Source organism: Mucilaginibacter lacusdianchii (genome assembly GCF_009770985.1).
Classification (GTDB): domain Bacteria; phylum Bacteroidota; class Bacteroidia; order Sphingobacteriales; family Sphingobacteriaceae; genus Mucilaginibacter; species Mucilaginibacter lacusdianchii.
In genome coordinates, this window is sequence record NZ_WSRW01000001.1 from 214,803 (window position 1) to 230,222 (window position 15,420).

Here is a 15,420-nt window from a genome sequence, read left to right on the forward strand (position 1 = left end):
ATTTAAGGTATAATGAAGCTTATCCCAACACGTTATTAGTGAATTCTATACGTATACGGGCCTGAAAATTACCGATGATTTTAAAAATCTCTTTCAACGTAACTCGCTCAATTTTAGAAAGACCTGAAATATCAATGTAGTTATCGGGCTGTGTTTTATCACGGATAATTTGCACGGCTTGCTTTTTCAAACGCATGCTCATCAAAAAGTAATACGATTGCGACAGTTCATGAAACTCTGTTTCGGAAAACACTTCCAGCTTACGTAAGGCTCGAAGACGCTCACCTGTATTTACTTCAAACACGCGGTGCTTAAGTGCATATACGCGCATTAGGTCTACAATAGGCGTCATAGCCTTTTTAATGTCGAACACCTCCCTCGTGCCTTTGGTAAACGTGCGGATGTTGTTGAAGAAAGTAAGTGGTGGCTCGTACTGTAAAGCATTTTTAGCCATGCTAAAAAACAATTTCCCCATCGGCTGCTTTAATTCTTCATCCAAAAAGGCTTTCAACTCGTCAAAGATGGCAGCGTCGCCATATACCAGGCGGCAATCAAAAAAGGTAGAGAAGTTGATGGCTGTTTCGGGTAAGGCATCAGCCATCCAGGCGGTATAATTGCGTTTCCAGTGTGAGAGCGAATGTGTCCACTTAGGGTTTTGCGCCATGTAGCCGCCGGTGCAGTATACAAAGCCAATGTGGTTTAACCGGTCTGACACCTGCTGGGCAAGTTCTAAAAAGTAAGCCCGCACTTCTTCACGGTGTTCATTGGCCTTGTCTTCATATACAATGGCGTTATCCTGATCAGTTTTGAAGGTTTGTTCTTTACGGCCTTCACTTCCTAGTACCATAAACACAAACTTGGCCGGTGGTTGCCCTACGCTGTCAATTACATTTTCAATTACCTTTTGGGCGATGGTATCGGCAATGGTTGTAACTACTTGGTTAGCTATCTCGGCATTCACGCCACGTTCCAGCAATTGGTTGACAAATTGCGGAACTGATTCCCATTTGCGTTTCAATTCATCATCAGACACCGCCGACTTAACCGACTGGATAAATACCAGCGGTGATTGCGCCTGCTCGCTCAGTAACTTATTACGACTTAGAAAACCAATATAATCATCCCCTTTTTTTACCAACAGATACCGCGTTTTGGTACTGAACATCATCAGCACCGCTTCGTACACATAGGCATCCAGGTCAATAGCTACAATAGGGTTAGCCATAACGGTTTGTACAGTATCGCGGGCATCGCGGCACTGGGTTATTACGTTATCGCGCAAGGTAATATCAGTTGCATAACCAACAATGTTATTGGCATCATCCCTTACAAACAAACAGCTTACCTTATTGAGGGCCATTATACGAGCGGCTTCAAAAATGGGCGTATTGCCATTGCATGATACAATGGGCCGGTATTCAATACTTTCTATTTTACGAGAGTATAGCTGATCGGCCGCCAGGTAGCTCTCTTCATATGGAGCCGGCTGTTTAAAGAAATGCACAAACTCTTCGTTCTGCATCCGTTTGCCAAACTCGGCCGTAAAGTAGGTAAAGAAATCTTCGTACGCTTTGCACAACACTCTAAAGTCCCGGCGGTGCAAAAAATAAACCACCGTACCCTTTTTAGCTACCACTGTGCGTAATGACTGACGGCGATTTAACAACACCGATACCCCACCATAGCAAAACCCCGGACCATGAAGTTCCAACAAACGCTTATTTTGCATGCTATCGTAAAAAAACGACTCGTATTCGCCTTTTACAATAATATCCACACCTTTAAGCTTGGTTAATTCCTGATGGTAGATGATTTTATCTTTCGAATATCTTACCTCCTGTAACTGCTGGGCCACACTTTCCAACACATCAAGAGGCAATAAGTTAAATGGAGTTACTTGCTGCAAATAGTTTACACGTTCGTTCATGCCTGCTAAGTCAATAAAAAAACTAGTATCAGAATTAAAAACGGAATAGTAAACCCAAGTATTTTGAGTGCCGATGAATTCTTTTCTTTTATACCAACCTTCTGCTGCTCGTCAATACTTTTTTGGTTGATTTCCTGACGTTTCAACAGTTCAAAAAAACATTCGGCGGTAGCCTGCGCATCAGCGGCAGCATTGTGCTGATTTTGAAGCGGCTTGTAAAACAAATAATTATACAAATCGCCCAGCAGCATACTTTTGGGCATAGGGTTCCATACCAAACGTGTGGTAGCGGTCATGGTGCAAAACAAGGGCAAACCCGGCAGTGGACTTTGAATGCCAGCCCGGTAAAAATCGGCGTTGAGCACATGGTAATCCAGCTGTACAAAATGGCCTACTACTAATGGCTTGTATTGGTTTAAGTCAGCTGCCAGCAAGGTCATTATTTTTTGCCGTTGCTCGCCTTTAATGGCTAAAAAACCGGGGTTAATGCCATGTATTTCCATGGCTTTGGGGGTGATAAAAAAATCATCGTTACGGATGTAGTGGTCTTCCCGCTTTACTTCCGTACCTTCTTTTGTATAAATAATCCAGCTTACCTGTACTGCCGATGGCCAGTTGCCTTCGGCTGAATATGGCAGTGTCCAGTTTACGGGCAACCCCGAGGTTTCCGTATCTACAAACAACAAGTAATCGTTCACGCTAAAATAGATTTAATACAGCAGCCGGGCGGATATAAACTATTATACTCAGTTTTGAGAAGCTATAATTGGTTAGTGTAGCTCCGTTTGGCATTGCAAAGTACTAATTATATGCAAATTTCGGGCCGATGCAGATTTAATGTTTGGCAATATCATAAATCTATAACCGTTTGCATTAAGCTGCTGCCAAAAGATATTTTTCCTGCAAAGTTTTACAATGCTGTATAGCGTGTTGCTGCATTTTGTTGACCGAATACAGTGTTACCATCAGCAGCAATATTACGATACCATATACATACCCGGCTCCAGTTGGTGTCAGAAACTGATATAAGCGAAACTGGATAAAGCCATAATTATATACCTGAACCAACACTAAACTGATTATTAAAAAGGCATTTCCGGTTTTAAAGGTGAGCATGTGGCGGTAAGCCTTGTAACGGCTATAATTAACCAAACCATTTAAAACCAAAACAATCAATAAAGCTACCCCTGTATAGTTATATAACATTTCGGCATGTGTTGTACTACTGCAAATTAGTGCCAATACATATACAAAAGCCGCTATGGCCGGCAGCAGCCGCCAATTAAAGCATGAAATAAATGTATTTTTAAACAGTTGCAAATACCGCTGTTGCAATGTACTGCGCATGGCATCCTCAAAAACACTAAACCCCATTACACCAAATTCGGCATGTGTAAGCTGTATGGCTTCGCGTAACTTCAAATTGGGTTGAGTGTTCATGTACTCTTCTACCCGGCAGGCCACATGATCAATAATTTCCAGTTGCAGATCTAGCTCAGTAAAGCCCCGTTTTGAAATAAAGGTCCGAATTTGTTGGATGTCGGATGCGGATAACGTCATGCTGTATAGAGTATTTTTAAATCTTCTTTGAACACCTTGACGATACTCAGGCCGAGCACGATGTATAATACGGCAATAACGGTAAGCACCGAAATGTGCATTTGATTAAAAAACTTATATTGATCATCATTCATCATTACCGATGGCAAAAACACAAGACAGTTAAATATACTCATGCCTATGGTACACAAGCTTTGGGCTATCCCCTGCTTAACAGACGGTTTATGCTTTTTACTGAAAGGGTTAAATGGCGCTACTTTTACCCACAAACCAACGGGCGCCATAGCCATAATATAAATAATTATAAAAAGCGGTTTGCGCGTTACGTGGCTGGCCATATAGTAAACTACTGCAGCCGAAAGTAATGTAAAAACAATAAGCGGCGCCTTGAAATACTCTTTAAAGTATTGCCACTGCTTGGCCCTTATATGCGAACTAACTTCGGTTTGCCGCAGCTTTTCCAGCTCCTTTAACTTTTCCCAGCCACCAAATTCGTTTGAAATGATATCTTGAGCAACTTCATGCGGTTCACGCGTACCTTCGGGCTCATGTTCAATGCTGGTGATGATATGATCATATATTTCCTCAAAGGTTTCGCGGTATTTGGTATTATGCCAAAGTACCTCACGGATACTGTCCTGCTGTGCGGGCGTAATGTTCATGATGTATGAGGTTTAAGGTTTAACAGCAGTTGCAAATGCTCAATAAATGCTTGCGCTTCTTGCAGCTTATTAGTTACTTCCTGGCTACCTTGTTGAGTAAGGCGGTAGTACTTACGTACACGGTTATCTACTACATCGGTAAATGTTTCCAGCAACCCATCGGCCTCCAATTTGTGTAGAGCTGGGTACAATGCACCTTCTGTGAGCTTCAATTCGCCCACGGTAAGCTCTTTTACCTTTTGGGTAATTTCGTAACCATACATCTTTTCATTATCCTCTAGTAATTTGAGGATGATGGTTTGCAAAGTGCCTTTTAATAAAGGGTTAGTACTCATGAAGACAAATATATAACAAAACTATATACCTAAAATACTTATGTATACTTTTTTGGTTAAAAATGCCTTCCTGATCTCAATTGAGCATGTACGAAAAAAGAGTAAGACCGATTTGTAATTTAAGTTTTACAGCTAAGTCTACTGACGAATTTCTTGCACTTGTACCTGCATCTGCCTTTGAACGCTCACCGTATCACCAGCCACCTTTATCTTATCACCTTTGTTATATCGTTTAAAGTTTCTTTCCAACCGAATGTTGCTGATGTTTGCCCGGTAGGTTTTACCATCGTTGCCTTTTACAATGGCGATATAACCATGTTCTTGCGGCTCTGTGTTCACCACCTCGCCTACAACTTCAATGCGCTTACCTGTGGTGTTAAGCTCACAATTTGTTGCCGGAACTTTTATCCATTCGCCATTCTGATCGGTCTGTTCGCGTTGCGTTTGCGCGTTGTATTTTATGGAGCGCTGCCAAAGGTCATCCTTGTTGATTTTAAACAGCACTTTCATGGTGTCTTTAGTGCCTTCCTGCGAGTAAGTCCAGATAGCAGAGATATCCTGCCCTTTAATACTCCCTTCTAAAGCGCCCTTCCTGGCATCTTTTTCAAATATGCGGTTAGACATATCGCCCGAAACATGTCCATCACTAATTTGGAGTGTAATATCAAGTGTGTCTTTACCTTGCGAACCACTTGCCAGTTGGTAGCAATAATTACCATTGGCAGGCGTGTAACTTTCAGCAACGGCATGTGTGCTGTCTTGCCCATTCAGGGCAGATGATGTTTTACTTTCCGGGCTTTGGCATGCTGCCAAACCAGATACCAGAAAAGCAGATACAGTTAAAATGTTATTATAAAAGCGACTTCTAAACATACTTATCATAACGGTTCATCACCAAAAATGTTGAATTGCAAGTAAAGTTACGACTGTTTGAAGCACCAGAATAACAAAAAAGCCCGGCAAATTGCCGGGCTTCACTAATTACAATATTTGATCAATTATGCATCAATACGAGCATACTTGGCATTTTTCTCGATAAACTCACGACGCGGTGCTACCTCGTCACCCATCAGCATAGAGAAAGTATGATCACATTCGGCAGCGTTTTCAATGCTGGCCTGACGCAAGGTACGGGTATCTGGATTCATAGTGGTTTCCCATAACTGTTCAGCGTTCATCTCGCCCAAACCTTTGTAACGCTGTACGTGTACGCTATCCTCTTTACCGGCACCTTTTAAGCGCTGTATAGCGGTGTTGCGTTGTTCATCATTCCAGCAATATTCAAACTCTTTACCTTTTTTAACCAGGTAGAGCGGCGGTGTGGCAATGTATACATAACCGTTTTCTACCAGTTCTTTCATATAACGGTAGAAGAAGGTCAGGATCAGAGTCGTAATGTGCGAACCATCCACGTCAGCATCCGTCATGATGATAATCTTATGATAACGCAGTTTGGTAATGTTCAGTGCCTTATTATCTTCGGGAGTACCAATGCTTACACCCAGGGCCGTAAACATGTTCTTGATCTCCTCGTTCTCGTAGATTTTGTGCTCCATGGCTTTTTCTACGTTCAGTATTTTACCCCTTAACGGCAAAATGGCCTGAAACTCGCGTGCACGGCCCTGTTTGGCAGTACCACCTGCCGAGTCACCTTCGACAAGGTATATCTCACATTTTTCCGGATCACTGTTTGCACAATCGGCCAGTTTACCAGGCAAACCCGAGCCGCTCATTACGCTTTTACGTTGTACCATCTCGCGGGCTTTACGAGCTGCTGCACGGGCTGTTGCTGCCAAAATCACCTTATTAATGATCATGCGTGCTTCTTTCGGATTTTCTTCCAGGTAAACGCTCAGAATTTCGCCTACGGCTACGTTCACAGCACCGCTTACCTCGTTGTTACCCAACTTGGTTTTAGTTTGGCCCTCAAACTGCGGCTCAGCTACTTTAACCGAAATAATAGCGGTTAAGCCTTCGCGGAAGTCATCACCCGAAATATCAACTTTCAGGTTTTTTAACAACCCTTCTTTATCGGCATAGTTTTTTAGCGTACGGGTTAACCCCATACGGAAACCGGCCACGTGCGTACCGCCTTCAACAGTATTAATGTTGTTAACGTACGAATGCACATTTTCAGAGTAAGTATCATTATACTGCAAAGCCAGTTCAACCGGAATACCTTGTTTGGTACCTTCTACATATATAGGCTCAGGAATAATAGGTACACGCGTACCATCTAAAAACTTCACAAATTCTTTTAAGCCGCCTTCTGAGTAAAATTCTTCGTAAGGATGCTCACCGTTGTCTTCGGTAACACGCTCATCTGTTAATGATAAGCGGATGCCTTTGTTCAAAAATGCTAATTCGCGTAAACGGGCAGCCAAAGTATCGTACTTATACTCGGTAGTTACGGTAAAGATTTCAGGGTCGGGTGTAAATATTACTGTTGTACCGGTAACATCAGCCTCGCCTATTACTTTTACATCATACATTGGTTTACCCTTTTCATACTCTTGGGTAAATATTTTTCCTTCACGACGAACGATAGCCTGCAAATGGGTAGATAAGGCATTAACACAACTTACCCCCACACCGTGCAAACCACCCGATACTTTGTAAGTATCCTTATCAAATTTACCACCGGCGTGTAATACCGTCATTACAACTTCTAGTGCCGAACGTTTTTCTTTGGTGTGCATGGCGGTAGGAATACCCCGGCCGTTATCCCGCACTTCAATAGAATTATCAGGTTTAATGAAAACTTTAATATCATCGCAATGACCAGCCAGCGCCTCGTCAATTGAGTTATCTACCACCTCGTATACCAAGTGGTGCAAACCTTTAACGCCGGTATCGCCAATGTACATGGATGGCCGCTTGCGCACTGCCTCCAGGCCTTCTAAAACCTGTATATTATCTGCTGAATAATTGGATCTGTCCTGATTTTCTTCGCTCATATTTATTTGAATAAATAACTAACAAATATACGAAAATTACAGCAGATTGACGCTACTGTGGATAACTATGCCTGCCATTACACTGTAATTAAAAACATTAGGATACTTGTAGTTAAGTTTTATATTTGTGAAATTTTTTTAAGTTAGCATAATGAAAACCCCTGTTTCGATTTTTACGAAAATTACTTTAAGCTTATTAGTAGCAGGTACCTTAGCAGCCTGTAATTCTAACAAAACCGAAGATAAGAAAGAAACTACCGCGCCTGCTGCCAGCACCGCTGCACCTGTTGACGATAAAGCCGAGATCGTTTTCGTAAATCAGGATACTCTTTTATCACAATATCAGTATGTAAAAGATATGACTGCCCGTTTGGAAACCAAAGGCCGTGCCGCACAAAATGATGTAGGTGCCCGCCAGCAAGCCATTCAGCGCGAGGTGGCCGAGTATCAGCGTAATGCCAATACCATGAGTGCCGATCAGCGCGCCGCTACCGAGCAACGTTTACAACGCAAAAGCCAGGAGTTTCAGCAATACAGTCAAAACGCCGGTGCCCAGGTACAAAACGAACAAGGTAGCGAGCAGGTAAAGCTGTACGAAAAGATATCAGACTTTATGAAAGCCTATGCCAAAGAAAAAGGTTATAAAATGATTTTGACCTACCAAAAAGGCAACGCTACTATGCTGTATGGCGACCCATCATTAGACGTTACTGGAGAGGTAGTGAAACGCTTGAATGACGCTTACACTAAAGATAAAAAATAACAAACTGTTAAACGGACAAAAACCTCAACCCAACAGTTGAGGTTTTTTTATGGAATTTGATTTATGAAAAACACGCAACACGATGAATTTATGCGGATGGCCATTGCGCTGTCTGAACAAAATGTAGCTCAAGGCTTGGGCGGCCCTTTCGGTGCGGTGATTGTAAAAGACGGAGAGGTAATAGCGGGTAGCGGCAACAAAGTAGTCCCTAACAATGACCCTACCGCCCATGCCGAGGTATCGGCCATTCGTTTGGCTTGTCAAAAACTAAACACATTTAGTTTGGAAGGCTGTGTGATTTATACCAGTTGTGAGCCTTGCCCCATGTGCCTGGCCGCTATTTACTGGGCACGCATAGATAAAATATACTATGCCAATACCAAAGTAGATGCCGCCGCTATTGGCTTTGACGACCATTTTATTTACGAAGAACTGGACCGGCCTGTAGCAGAACGCAAACTACCGGTAGTACAGTTACTGCGCAATGAAGCGTTAGGCGCCTTTAAAGCATGGACCGATTCAACATCAAAAACTCATTATTAATTTAGATTTCAATGCCCCATCCGGGCACAATTATTGAACGAATAATTGCAATAAAGCCGCTTTAAAAAATTGACTTAAAGCGGCTTTTGCATCAATTGTCTTTTTAATCAAATTAGAGTATGCTGGTATTGGAGGATAACATTTACGGCAACTTTGAGGTGGACGGTATTTTAGAAGAACTCGTCTCATCATCCCCTGTTCAAAGGCTTAAAGGAATTCATCAGGGCGGCGCAATCTTTTTAGTTGATTCTTCGCAGCAACATACACGTTATGAACATTCTATAGGTGTATTGTGCTTGGTGCGCCACTTTGGCGGTAGTGTGGAGGAGCAGATAGCAGCCCTACTGCATGATGTTTCGCATACTGCTTTTTCACACGTTGGCGATCAAGTATTTAACCATCCCGATGAAGATTACCATGAGCACATTTTTGCAGACGTGATTGAAAGGTCAGAAATCCCCATGATTTTAGCTAAATATGGTTACGACCAAGTATTGAAGCATTTTGACCAATATACACTACTGGAAAGACCTTTACCTGAACTTTGTGCCGACCGTATAGATTATACCCTGCGCGACCTTTACCATGCGGGGCTAATAAGCCTTACCGAAATACAGCACTTCATGCTAAACTTAACAGTTGGCAGTGGATGTTTAACCCCGGCAGATGAGGCGTCTGCACGGTGGCTAAGCATGCAGTTTAAAAAACTGAACGAAGCGTATTTAAAAAAACCAGAATATTTATACGCCAACCAACGGATGGCCGAATTAATAAAAACAGCATTAAGCAAGGGATTGTTAGAGCCCGCGGACATGCAGATGGATGATGAAGCCGTTTTAGCCAAATTACGCTCACAAGGCTATAGCGATGAATTGAAAGCTATAAGTAAATTGGATGGTTTTGAACAGTTTGAGGTAAAAGGAGCTGCCGAGCGCATTAAAAGGAGAGAGTTACACCCGGCAGTTTCAAATTAAGTATTTATACGGCTTTAATAAGTACTGCTCGCGCGCTACCTATCTGAGTGTCCCAAACTTTTGCCGGGATTTACCACATCGCGCACCAATCGTTTCAACTCCTTAACTTCCGGAAAGCGCCCTGCCACTTTACGATTAAAAATTTCCTGCTCATTAATACGAACAATGTAGCTGCCGCTTATCTCGCTGGGCTGCAGCAGCACACCATGCACATCATCAGTAAAGGTGATAAGCAGTTCCTGTGCCATGTAGGCGGCACGCAGCATCCAGCCACACTTGGGGCAATATTCTATACTGACGGTAGGCTTCATTCGTCTTCTTCTTGATTAGTTGGTGGAACAAAATATCCTTCCTGCAAATCGTCGATCTCGCGGCGGTCGCGCTTGGTGGGGCGTCCCGTACCACGGTCGCGCCGCAATATCGGTGCATGAAACATCGACTTAAATGAAGTGGTTTGCTCTACCGGTGTTTGGTCTTCATAAAAATTTACGGCGGTTTTGGCATCCACCCTATTCTCTAGCAAGCCGGTTACTTTCACCACCTTACGTTCTAACCCCTTAGACACATGATAAACCTCGCCAATTTTAACCTCGTGTGATGCTTTTATATTCTGGCCGTTTAGCTTTACACGGCCGGCTTTACAAGCATCGGCCGCCATTGTGCGGGTTTTAAAAATGCGGATGGCCCACAAGTATTTATCTATTCGTAATTTTTCTTTTTCTGGCATAACTTAATAAAGCTCAATAACGCTGTAATTCCACTTAAATATTTTACTAACAAATAAAGGATTGGTTAGTTAGCGCAGTGCTTTCTGCAAATCTCCTTAAAAATCCCTTAATTTGCGAAAAGTTTGAACTAATGCCCGCTACTCTAAAAAAAATGATTGAAGATGCCTGGGATGACCGGGATCTGTTAAACAGTAATGATTACATTACTGCTATAGAAACAGTAATTGAACGCCTGGACAAAGGCGAAATGCGTGTTGCCGAAATAATTGCTAACCGCTGGCACGTAAATGACTGGATTAAAAAAGCAGTAATCCTGTACTTCCCTATCATGCAAATGGAAGAGATCAAAGTTGGTCCGTTTGTATTTCATGATAAAATGAAGCTGAAAACCGATTACCGTAAAGCCGGCGTTCGTGTAGTACCTCACGGTATTGCCCGTTATGGTGCTTACCTGGCTAAAGGCGTAATCATGATGCCTTCATACGTAAACATTGGTGCTTATGTAGACGAAGGTACCATGGTAGATACCTGGGCTACAGTAGGCTCATGCGCACAAATTGGTAAACATTGCCACTTAAGCGGCGGTGTAGGTATTGGCGGCGTATTGGAACCCGTACAAGCTGCACCTGTAATTATTGAAGACAACTGCTTTTTAGGTTCACGCGCTATTGTAGTTGAAGGTGTGCATGTTGAGCAGGAAGCCGTATTAGGTGCCAACGTAGTATTAACAGCATCAACCAAAATTATAGACGTAACCGGCGAAACCCCGGTTGAGTACAAAGGCCGCGTACCTGCCCGTTCGGTAGTAATTCCGGGTTCTTACACTAAAAAGTTCCCTGCTGGCGAGTACCAGGTTCCTTGTGCATTAATTATCGGTAAACGTAAAGAATCAACCGACAAAAAGACTTCATTAAACAACGCCCTGCGCGAAAATAACGTTGCGGTGTAAGTTGATTATTAAATAATTTTCAATTTGTCATTGTGAGCGATAGCGTGGCAATCCCGTCGTCATACTTTGTAAACGAAGAGATTGCCACGTCGTTATCACCCCTCGCAATGACATTTATATTTTAAACGTGTAGGGAATCGCCAAACATGAAAATAGGCTACGATGCAAAACGTGCTTTTTTAAACAACACCGGGTTGGGTAATTACAGCCGGTGGTTAATTAAAGTGGTAGCCACGTATCATCCGCAAGGAAGCTATTTTCTGTACACGCCTAAAGTCAAACCCAATAACCGGTTAGATTTTCTATCCCGCTTGCCCAACCTTAAAACAATTACGCCAAGTGGCAAATTATTTAGTTCGTGGTGGCGCACCAAAGGCATTGTGGCCGATTTAAAGCGCGACGGCATTGAGTTATACCACGGTTTAAGCCATGAACTTCCGTTGGGCATTGCACAAAGCGGTATTAAATCGGTACTTACCGTACACGATTTAATTTTTATGCGCTTCCCCCAATATTACGGCTGGATAAGCCGGAATATCTATAAAGCCAAGATTAATTACGCCTGTAAAGCCGCCAATCGAATCATTGCTATCAGCCAAAAAACCAAAGATGATTTGGTAGAGCTATTGCAAGTTGATCCGCAAAAAATTGAAGTTATTTACCAGGGATGCGATCCGGCTTTCAGTTTACAGTTAACTGCTGATTATAAAAAAGCGGTAGCCAAAAAATATGATTTGCCTAAAAAATTCCTGCTGTGCGTAGGTACTATTGAAGAGCGCAAAAATCTGCTAGTGCTGGTTAAAGCTTTACTGCATACCCGCATGAATATGCCGCTTATTGTGGTTGGCAAACCAACTCCTTATCTTAACCAGGTGCGGGCGTTTATAGATGGCAACCAATTAAGCGCTCGGGTTACTTTTTTACACGATGTAAGCTTTCAGGAGTTACCAGCATTATACCAACTGGCTACAGTATTCGTTTATCCATCAAGTTATGAAGGCTTTGGCATCCCGGTGCTCGAGGCTATTAAATCAGGAGTGCCGGTAATTGCGGCCAGTGGTTCTTGCCTGGAAGAGGCCGGCGGGCCCGATAGCTTGTATTTTAAGCCGGATAATGAGTTGGATCTGGCACAAAAAATAAATCAGGTTTGGAACAGTCCATCGCTCAGACAAAAAATGATTATCAACGGCTTCGAATATGGCCATAATTTTGATGATGAAAAGCTGGCTAACCAACTCAACAGTCTATATCAAAACCTATTGACAAATGCTTAAAGACGAAGTAAACAAAGCGCTGAAAGTAATACAAGAAGGCGGCATTATTTTGTACCCTACCGATACCATTTGGGGTATTGGTTGCGATGCCACCAATACCGAAGCTATCAAAAAGATATATCAGCTTAAACAACGCGACGAAGCCAAAAGCATGATTATTTTGCTGGATACCGAAAACAAGCTGGAAAGCTATGTGCAAGACGTTCCGGCCATTGCTTTTGATTTAATTGAATTTGCCGAAAATCCATTAACTCTGGTAATGCCCAAAGCTAAAAACCTTTCATCTGCCTTAATTGGGCCGGATGGCAGCATAGGCATAAGGGTAAGCAAACATCCTTTTTGCCAGCAGCTGGTACAGCGCCTGCGCAAGCCTTTGGTATCTACTTCGGCCAATATCAGCGGACAGCCATCGCCACAAAACTTTTCACAAATATCACCCGAAATTATGGATGGTGTGGATTATGTAGTGGATATTGACCAACACGATTTATCAGTAAAAAAGCCTTCCACTATTATGCGATTGGAGCCCGACGGACGTTTTGAATTTCTACGCCGTTAATCATGGCATAATAGCTACCTTTGCGCAAAAATTCAACCTGCTTACAGTTTGAAGTAATAATCAATGGAAAACCACCTGCAACACCCCATATTTCCGGTTGTATCTAAACTGGCAGCCGAGTTAAATTTACAGGCATTTGCTATAGGCGGTTTTGTGCGCGATATTTTTTTGAAGCGCCCATCTAAGGATATTGATATTGTGGTGGTAGGCAATGGCATTGACTTTGCCGAAGCGGTTGCTAAAAAGCTTAAAGTTAAAGTATCGGTATTTAAAAACTTTGGTACCGCCATGCTGCGCTACAAAGATGCCGAGATTGAGTTTGTGGGTGCCCGAAAAGAATCATACCGATCTGAATCGCGCAAGCCCATTGTTGAAAATGGCACCTTAGAGGACGACCAAAAACGCCGCGATTTTACCATTAACGCGTTGGCTATTGCGCTGCATCCCAACCAATACGGGCAGCTGATTGATCCGTTTAACGGCATGGAGGATATGGAGCAGAAACTCATTCGCACGCCATTGAACCCTGAAGAAACTTTTTCGGACGATCCGTTGCGCATGATGCGAGCCATTCGTTTTGCATCGCAACTTAACTTTGTAATTGATGAGGCGGCCATTCAGGCCATCAAAACCAATAAGGAACGTATCCGCATTGTATCTACGGAGCGGATTGCCGATGAGTTGAACAAAATCATCTTATCGCCCCTACCCTCCATTGGGTTTAAGTACCTGTTTGATACCGGTCTGCTGCAATTGATATTTCCACAAATGTCGGCCCTGTATGGTATAGACTATGTGAACGGCCGTGGACATAAAGACAATTTTTACCATACCCTGCAGGTGCTGGATAACATTAGCACTACAACCCATGACTTATGGCTGCGCTGGGCTGCTATATTGCACGATATTGCCAAACCGGCTACCAAGCGTTATGAACCCGGCCACGGCTGGACTTTTCATGGCCATGAAGACCGAGGCGCACGCATGGTGCCTAAAATTTTCGCACAGTTAAAACTGCCGCTCAATGAGCATATGAAATTTGTGCAAAAGCTGGTATTTCTGCACATGCGCCCTATTGTGCTAACGCAAGAGATTGTGACCGACTCGGCTGTGCGCCGTCTGTTATTTGAGGCAGGTGATGATATTGAGAGCCTGATGTTGTTATGCAAAGCAGACATCACCACCAAAAATGAATACAAGATTAAAAAATACCGCCAGAATTTTGAGCTGGTTCAGCAAAAATTAAAAGATGTTGAAGAGCGTGATCGCGTGCGTAACTGGCAACCTCCTATCACTGGAAACGATATTATGCAGCTTTTTGGGCTAAAAGAAGGCCGGGAAGTAGGTATTATCAAGAACCAGATCCGCGAAGCGATATTGGAAGGTGAAATTCCGAACACTTACGAAGCCGCTTTACAATACACTATAGCCAAAGGCCAAGAAATTGGCTTAAAAGTTGTGGCAAACACAAATTAAATTTTAAACAGTATTTTTAACATTATAAAATCAACCTATACAAATGGCAATCTACAGGTTCAGAGTTACTTTTGAGGATTATGACGATGTAATGCGCGAAGTTGATATTAAATCAACTCAAACCTTCGCGGATTTACATCAGGCTATTCATCAATCCATAGGCTATAACCCTGACTATTCATCATCTTTTTACATCAGCACCGATCAATGGATAAAAGGCGAAGAAATAGCGTTCAAGCCTAGTCAGCGTAAAATTGACCGTGGCGTGGCCCTGATGGAAAACTCAAAACTGAGCAACTTCATTGATGATCCACATCAAAAGTTTTACTATACATCCAACTTTGACCGCCCGTTTGATTTCCACGTAGAACTGGTGAAGATATTAGACGATGCGCCAGGTGTTACCTACCCAACTACATCAAGAAGCGTAGGCGAAGCGCCCAAACAGTTTGGTAATGTGTATAATCCAACTGTAATTCCACCAACCAATGAAGATTTTGACTTCCTGAACGAAATGGAATATACACCGGAAGATACTGAAGATTTTGAAGAGGTACCCGGCTCGGGTGCTGCCGCTCATGACGATGAGGAAAGCCATGAGGAAGAAGATGAATTTGGCAATGAATTTTCGGACAACGAAGGTTTTGATGAGGAAGAATCTGGTCGCCGTAGCGGTGGCCGTGATGAGGATTATTAATCAACCTATAAATTAA

General features: G+C 42.8%; 17 protein-coding genes. 8 read left to right on the forward strand and 9 right to left on the reverse strand.

Translation table 11 applies throughout. The features are described from left to right. Positions 1 to 19: 19 nt before the first annotated feature. The 7 genes from GPM24_RS00995 to gyrB all read right to left on the reverse strand — a co-directional run bounded on the left by GPM24_RS00995 (position 20) and on the right by gyrB (position 7,441). A complete protein-coding gene (locus GPM24_RS00995) occupies positions 20 to 1,927 on the reverse strand; it encodes a DUF294 nucleotidyltransferase-like domain-containing protein (RefSeq protein WP_158824879.1) in 1,908 nt (635 codons plus the stop codon). A gap of 5 nt (positions 1,928 to 1,932) precedes the next feature. Continuing rightward, positions 1,933 to 2,625, reverse strand: a complete 693-nt coding sequence (locus GPM24_RS01000; RefSeq protein WP_158824880.1) for a 3'-5' exonuclease — start codon at positions 2,623 to 2,625, stop codon at positions 1,933 to 1,935. Between the two features lie 175 nt (positions 2,626 to 2,800). Then, entirely contained in the window at positions 2,801 to 3,487 is a 687-nt protein-coding gene (locus GPM24_RS01005) for a hypothetical protein (RefSeq protein ID WP_158824881.1), read from the reverse strand. Continuing rightward, positions 3,484 to 4,149 (reverse strand): hypothetical protein, encoded by a 666-nt coding sequence (locus GPM24_RS01010; protein ID WP_158824882.1) that lies wholly within the window; start codon positions 4,147 to 4,149, stop codon positions 3,484 to 3,486. The genes GPM24_RS01005 and GPM24_RS01010 overlap by 4 nt, the downstream gene beginning before the upstream one ends. After that, positions 4,146 to 4,484: a PadR family transcriptional regulator gene (locus GPM24_RS01015; protein WP_158824883.1), complete on the reverse strand. Its 339-nt coding sequence runs from the start codon at positions 4,482 to 4,484 to the stop codon at positions 4,146 to 4,148. Before GPM24_RS01015 ends, GPM24_RS01010 begins: the two co-directional genes overlap by 4 nt. A 138-nt stretch (positions 4,485 to 4,622) precedes the next feature. Beyond that, positions 4,623 to 5,357 carry a hypothetical protein gene (locus GPM24_RS01020; protein ID WP_158824884.1) on the reverse strand — a complete coding sequence of 245 codons (735 nt, stop codon included), beginning with the start codon at positions 5,355 to 5,357 and terminating at the stop codon, positions 4,623 to 4,625. Positions 5,358 to 5,482: 125 nt separating this feature from the next. Then, the gene (gene gyrB / locus GPM24_RS01025; RefSeq protein ID WP_158824885.1) at positions 5,483 to 7,441 is read right to left on the reverse strand and encodes a DNA topoisomerase (ATP-hydrolyzing) subunit B; all 1,959 of its coding nucleotides are present in this window, start codon (positions 7,439 to 7,441) and stop codon (positions 5,483 to 5,485) included. A gap of 151 nt (positions 7,442 to 7,592) precedes the next feature. Between gyrB and GPM24_RS01030 the strand changes: the two genes are divergently transcribed. The 3 genes from GPM24_RS01030 to GPM24_RS01040 all read left to right on the forward strand — a co-directional run bounded on the left by GPM24_RS01030 (position 7,593) and on the right by GPM24_RS01040 (position 9,721). Then, positions 7,593 to 8,204, forward strand: a complete 612-nt coding sequence (locus GPM24_RS01030) for an OmpH/Skp family outer membrane protein (protein WP_158824886.1) — start codon at positions 7,593 to 7,595, stop codon at positions 8,202 to 8,204. A 63-nt stretch (positions 8,205 to 8,267) separates the two neighbouring features. Beyond that, entirely contained in the window at positions 8,268 to 8,747 is a 480-nt protein-coding gene (locus GPM24_RS01035; RefSeq protein WP_158824887.1) for a nucleoside deaminase, read from the forward strand. A gap of 119 nt (positions 8,748 to 8,866) precedes the next feature. Next, on the forward strand, positions 8,867 to 9,721 hold the full coding sequence (locus GPM24_RS01040) for an HD domain-containing protein (protein WP_158824888.1): 855 nt from the start codon (positions 8,867 to 8,869) through the stop codon (positions 9,719 to 9,721). Between the two features lie 35 nt (positions 9,722 to 9,756). On the opposite strand, the gene GPM24_RS01045 is transcribed toward GPM24_RS01040, so the two are convergent. Further along, positions 9,757 to 10,032 carry an Rdx family protein gene (locus GPM24_RS01045; protein ID WP_158824889.1) on the reverse strand — a complete coding sequence of 92 codons (276 nt, stop codon included), beginning with the start codon at positions 10,030 to 10,032 and terminating at the stop codon, positions 9,757 to 9,759. Continuing rightward, the gene (locus GPM24_RS01050) at positions 10,029 to 10,448 is read right to left on the reverse strand and encodes an RNA-binding S4 domain-containing protein (RefSeq protein ID WP_158824890.1); all 420 of its coding nucleotides are present in this window, start codon (positions 10,446 to 10,448) and stop codon (positions 10,029 to 10,031) included. Before GPM24_RS01050 ends, GPM24_RS01045 begins: the two co-directional genes overlap by 4 nt. 131 nt (positions 10,449 to 10,579) lie before the next feature. Here GPM24_RS01050 and GPM24_RS01055 point away from each other — a divergent pair, with 131 nt between their 5' ends. From GPM24_RS01055 to GPM24_RS01075, 5 genes are all read left to right on the forward strand, one after another. Further along, a complete protein-coding gene (locus GPM24_RS01055; protein ID WP_158824891.1) occupies positions 10,580 to 11,398 on the forward strand; it encodes a 2,3,4,5-tetrahydropyridine-2,6-dicarboxylate N-succinyltransferase in 819 nt (272 codons plus the stop codon). A gap of 146 nt (positions 11,399 to 11,544) precedes the next feature. Continuing rightward, complete coding sequence (locus GPM24_RS01060; protein WP_158824892.1) at positions 11,545 to 12,672, forward strand: glycosyltransferase family 4 protein; 1,128 nt, start codon at positions 11,545 to 11,547, stop codon at positions 12,670 to 12,672. Then, positions 12,665 to 13,231 carry an L-threonylcarbamoyladenylate synthase gene (locus tag GPM24_RS01065; protein WP_158824893.1) on the forward strand — a complete coding sequence of 189 codons (567 nt, stop codon included), beginning with the start codon at positions 12,665 to 12,667 and terminating at the stop codon, positions 13,229 to 13,231. The genes GPM24_RS01060 and GPM24_RS01065 overlap by 8 nt, the downstream gene beginning before the upstream one ends. A 63-nt stretch (positions 13,232 to 13,294) precedes the next feature. After that, complete coding sequence (locus tag GPM24_RS01070) at positions 13,295 to 14,707, forward strand: CCA tRNA nucleotidyltransferase (RefSeq protein ID WP_158824894.1); 1,413 nt, start codon at positions 13,295 to 13,297, stop codon at positions 14,705 to 14,707. A gap of 43 nt (positions 14,708 to 14,750) precedes the next feature. Further along, positions 14,751 to 15,404: an IS1096 element passenger TnpR family protein gene (locus tag GPM24_RS01075; RefSeq protein WP_158824895.1), complete on the forward strand. Its 654-nt coding sequence runs from the start codon at positions 14,751 to 14,753 to the stop codon at positions 15,402 to 15,404. The last annotated feature ends 16 nt before the right edge of the window (positions 15,405 to 15,420 follow it).

Coding starts and splice junctions, on each gene's coding strand:
- GPM24_RS00995 (WP_158824879.1), bottom strand. CDS start 1,927: ATGAACGAACGTGTAAACTATTTGCAGCAAGTAACTCCATTTAACTTA.
- GPM24_RS01005 (WP_158824881.1), bottom strand. CDS start 3,487: ATGACGTTATCCGCATCCGACATCCAACAAATTCGGACCTTTATTTCA.
- GPM24_RS01010 (WP_158824882.1), bottom strand. CDS start 4,149: ATGAACATTACGCCCGCACAGCAGGACAGTATCCGTGAGGTACTTTGG.
- GPM24_RS01015 (WP_158824883.1), bottom strand. CDS start 4,484: ATGAGTACTAACCCTTTATTAAAAGGCACTTTGCAAACCATCATCCTC.
- GPM24_RS01020 (WP_158824884.1), bottom strand. CDS start 5,357: ATGTTTAGAAGTCGCTTTTATAATAACATTTTAACTGTATCTGCTTTT.
- gyrB (WP_158824885.1), bottom strand. CDS start 7,441: ATGAGCGAAGAAAATCAGGACAGATCCAATTATTCAGCAGATAATATA.
- GPM24_RS01030 (WP_158824886.1), top strand. CDS start 7,593: ATGAAAACCCCTGTTTCGATTTTTACGAAAATTACTTTAAGCTTATTA.
- GPM24_RS01035 (WP_158824887.1), top strand. CDS start 8,268: ATGAAAAACACGCAACACGATGAATTTATGCGGATGGCCATTGCGCTG.
- GPM24_RS01040 (WP_158824888.1), top strand. CDS start 8,867: ATGCTGGTATTGGAGGATAACATTTACGGCAACTTTGAGGTGGACGGT.
- GPM24_RS01045 (WP_158824889.1), bottom strand. CDS start 10,032: ATGAAGCCTACCGTCAGTATAGAATATTGCCCCAAGTGTGGCTGGATG.
- GPM24_RS01050 (WP_158824890.1), bottom strand. CDS start 10,448: ATGCCAGAAAAAGAAAAATTACGAATAGATAAATACTTGTGGGCCATC.
- GPM24_RS01055 (WP_158824891.1), top strand. CDS start 10,580: ATGCCCGCTACTCTAAAAAAAATGATTGAAGATGCCTGGGATGACCGG.
- GPM24_RS01060 (WP_158824892.1), top strand. CDS start 11,545: ATGAAAATAGGCTACGATGCAAAACGTGCTTTTTTAAACAACACCGGG.
- GPM24_RS01065 (WP_158824893.1), top strand. CDS start 12,665: ATGCTTAAAGACGAAGTAAACAAAGCGCTGAAAGTAATACAAGAAGGC.
- GPM24_RS01070 (WP_158824894.1), top strand. CDS start 13,295: ATGGAAAACCACCTGCAACACCCCATATTTCCGGTTGTATCTAAACTG.
- GPM24_RS01075 (WP_158824895.1), top strand. CDS start 14,751: ATGGCAATCTACAGGTTCAGAGTTACTTTTGAGGATTATGACGATGTA.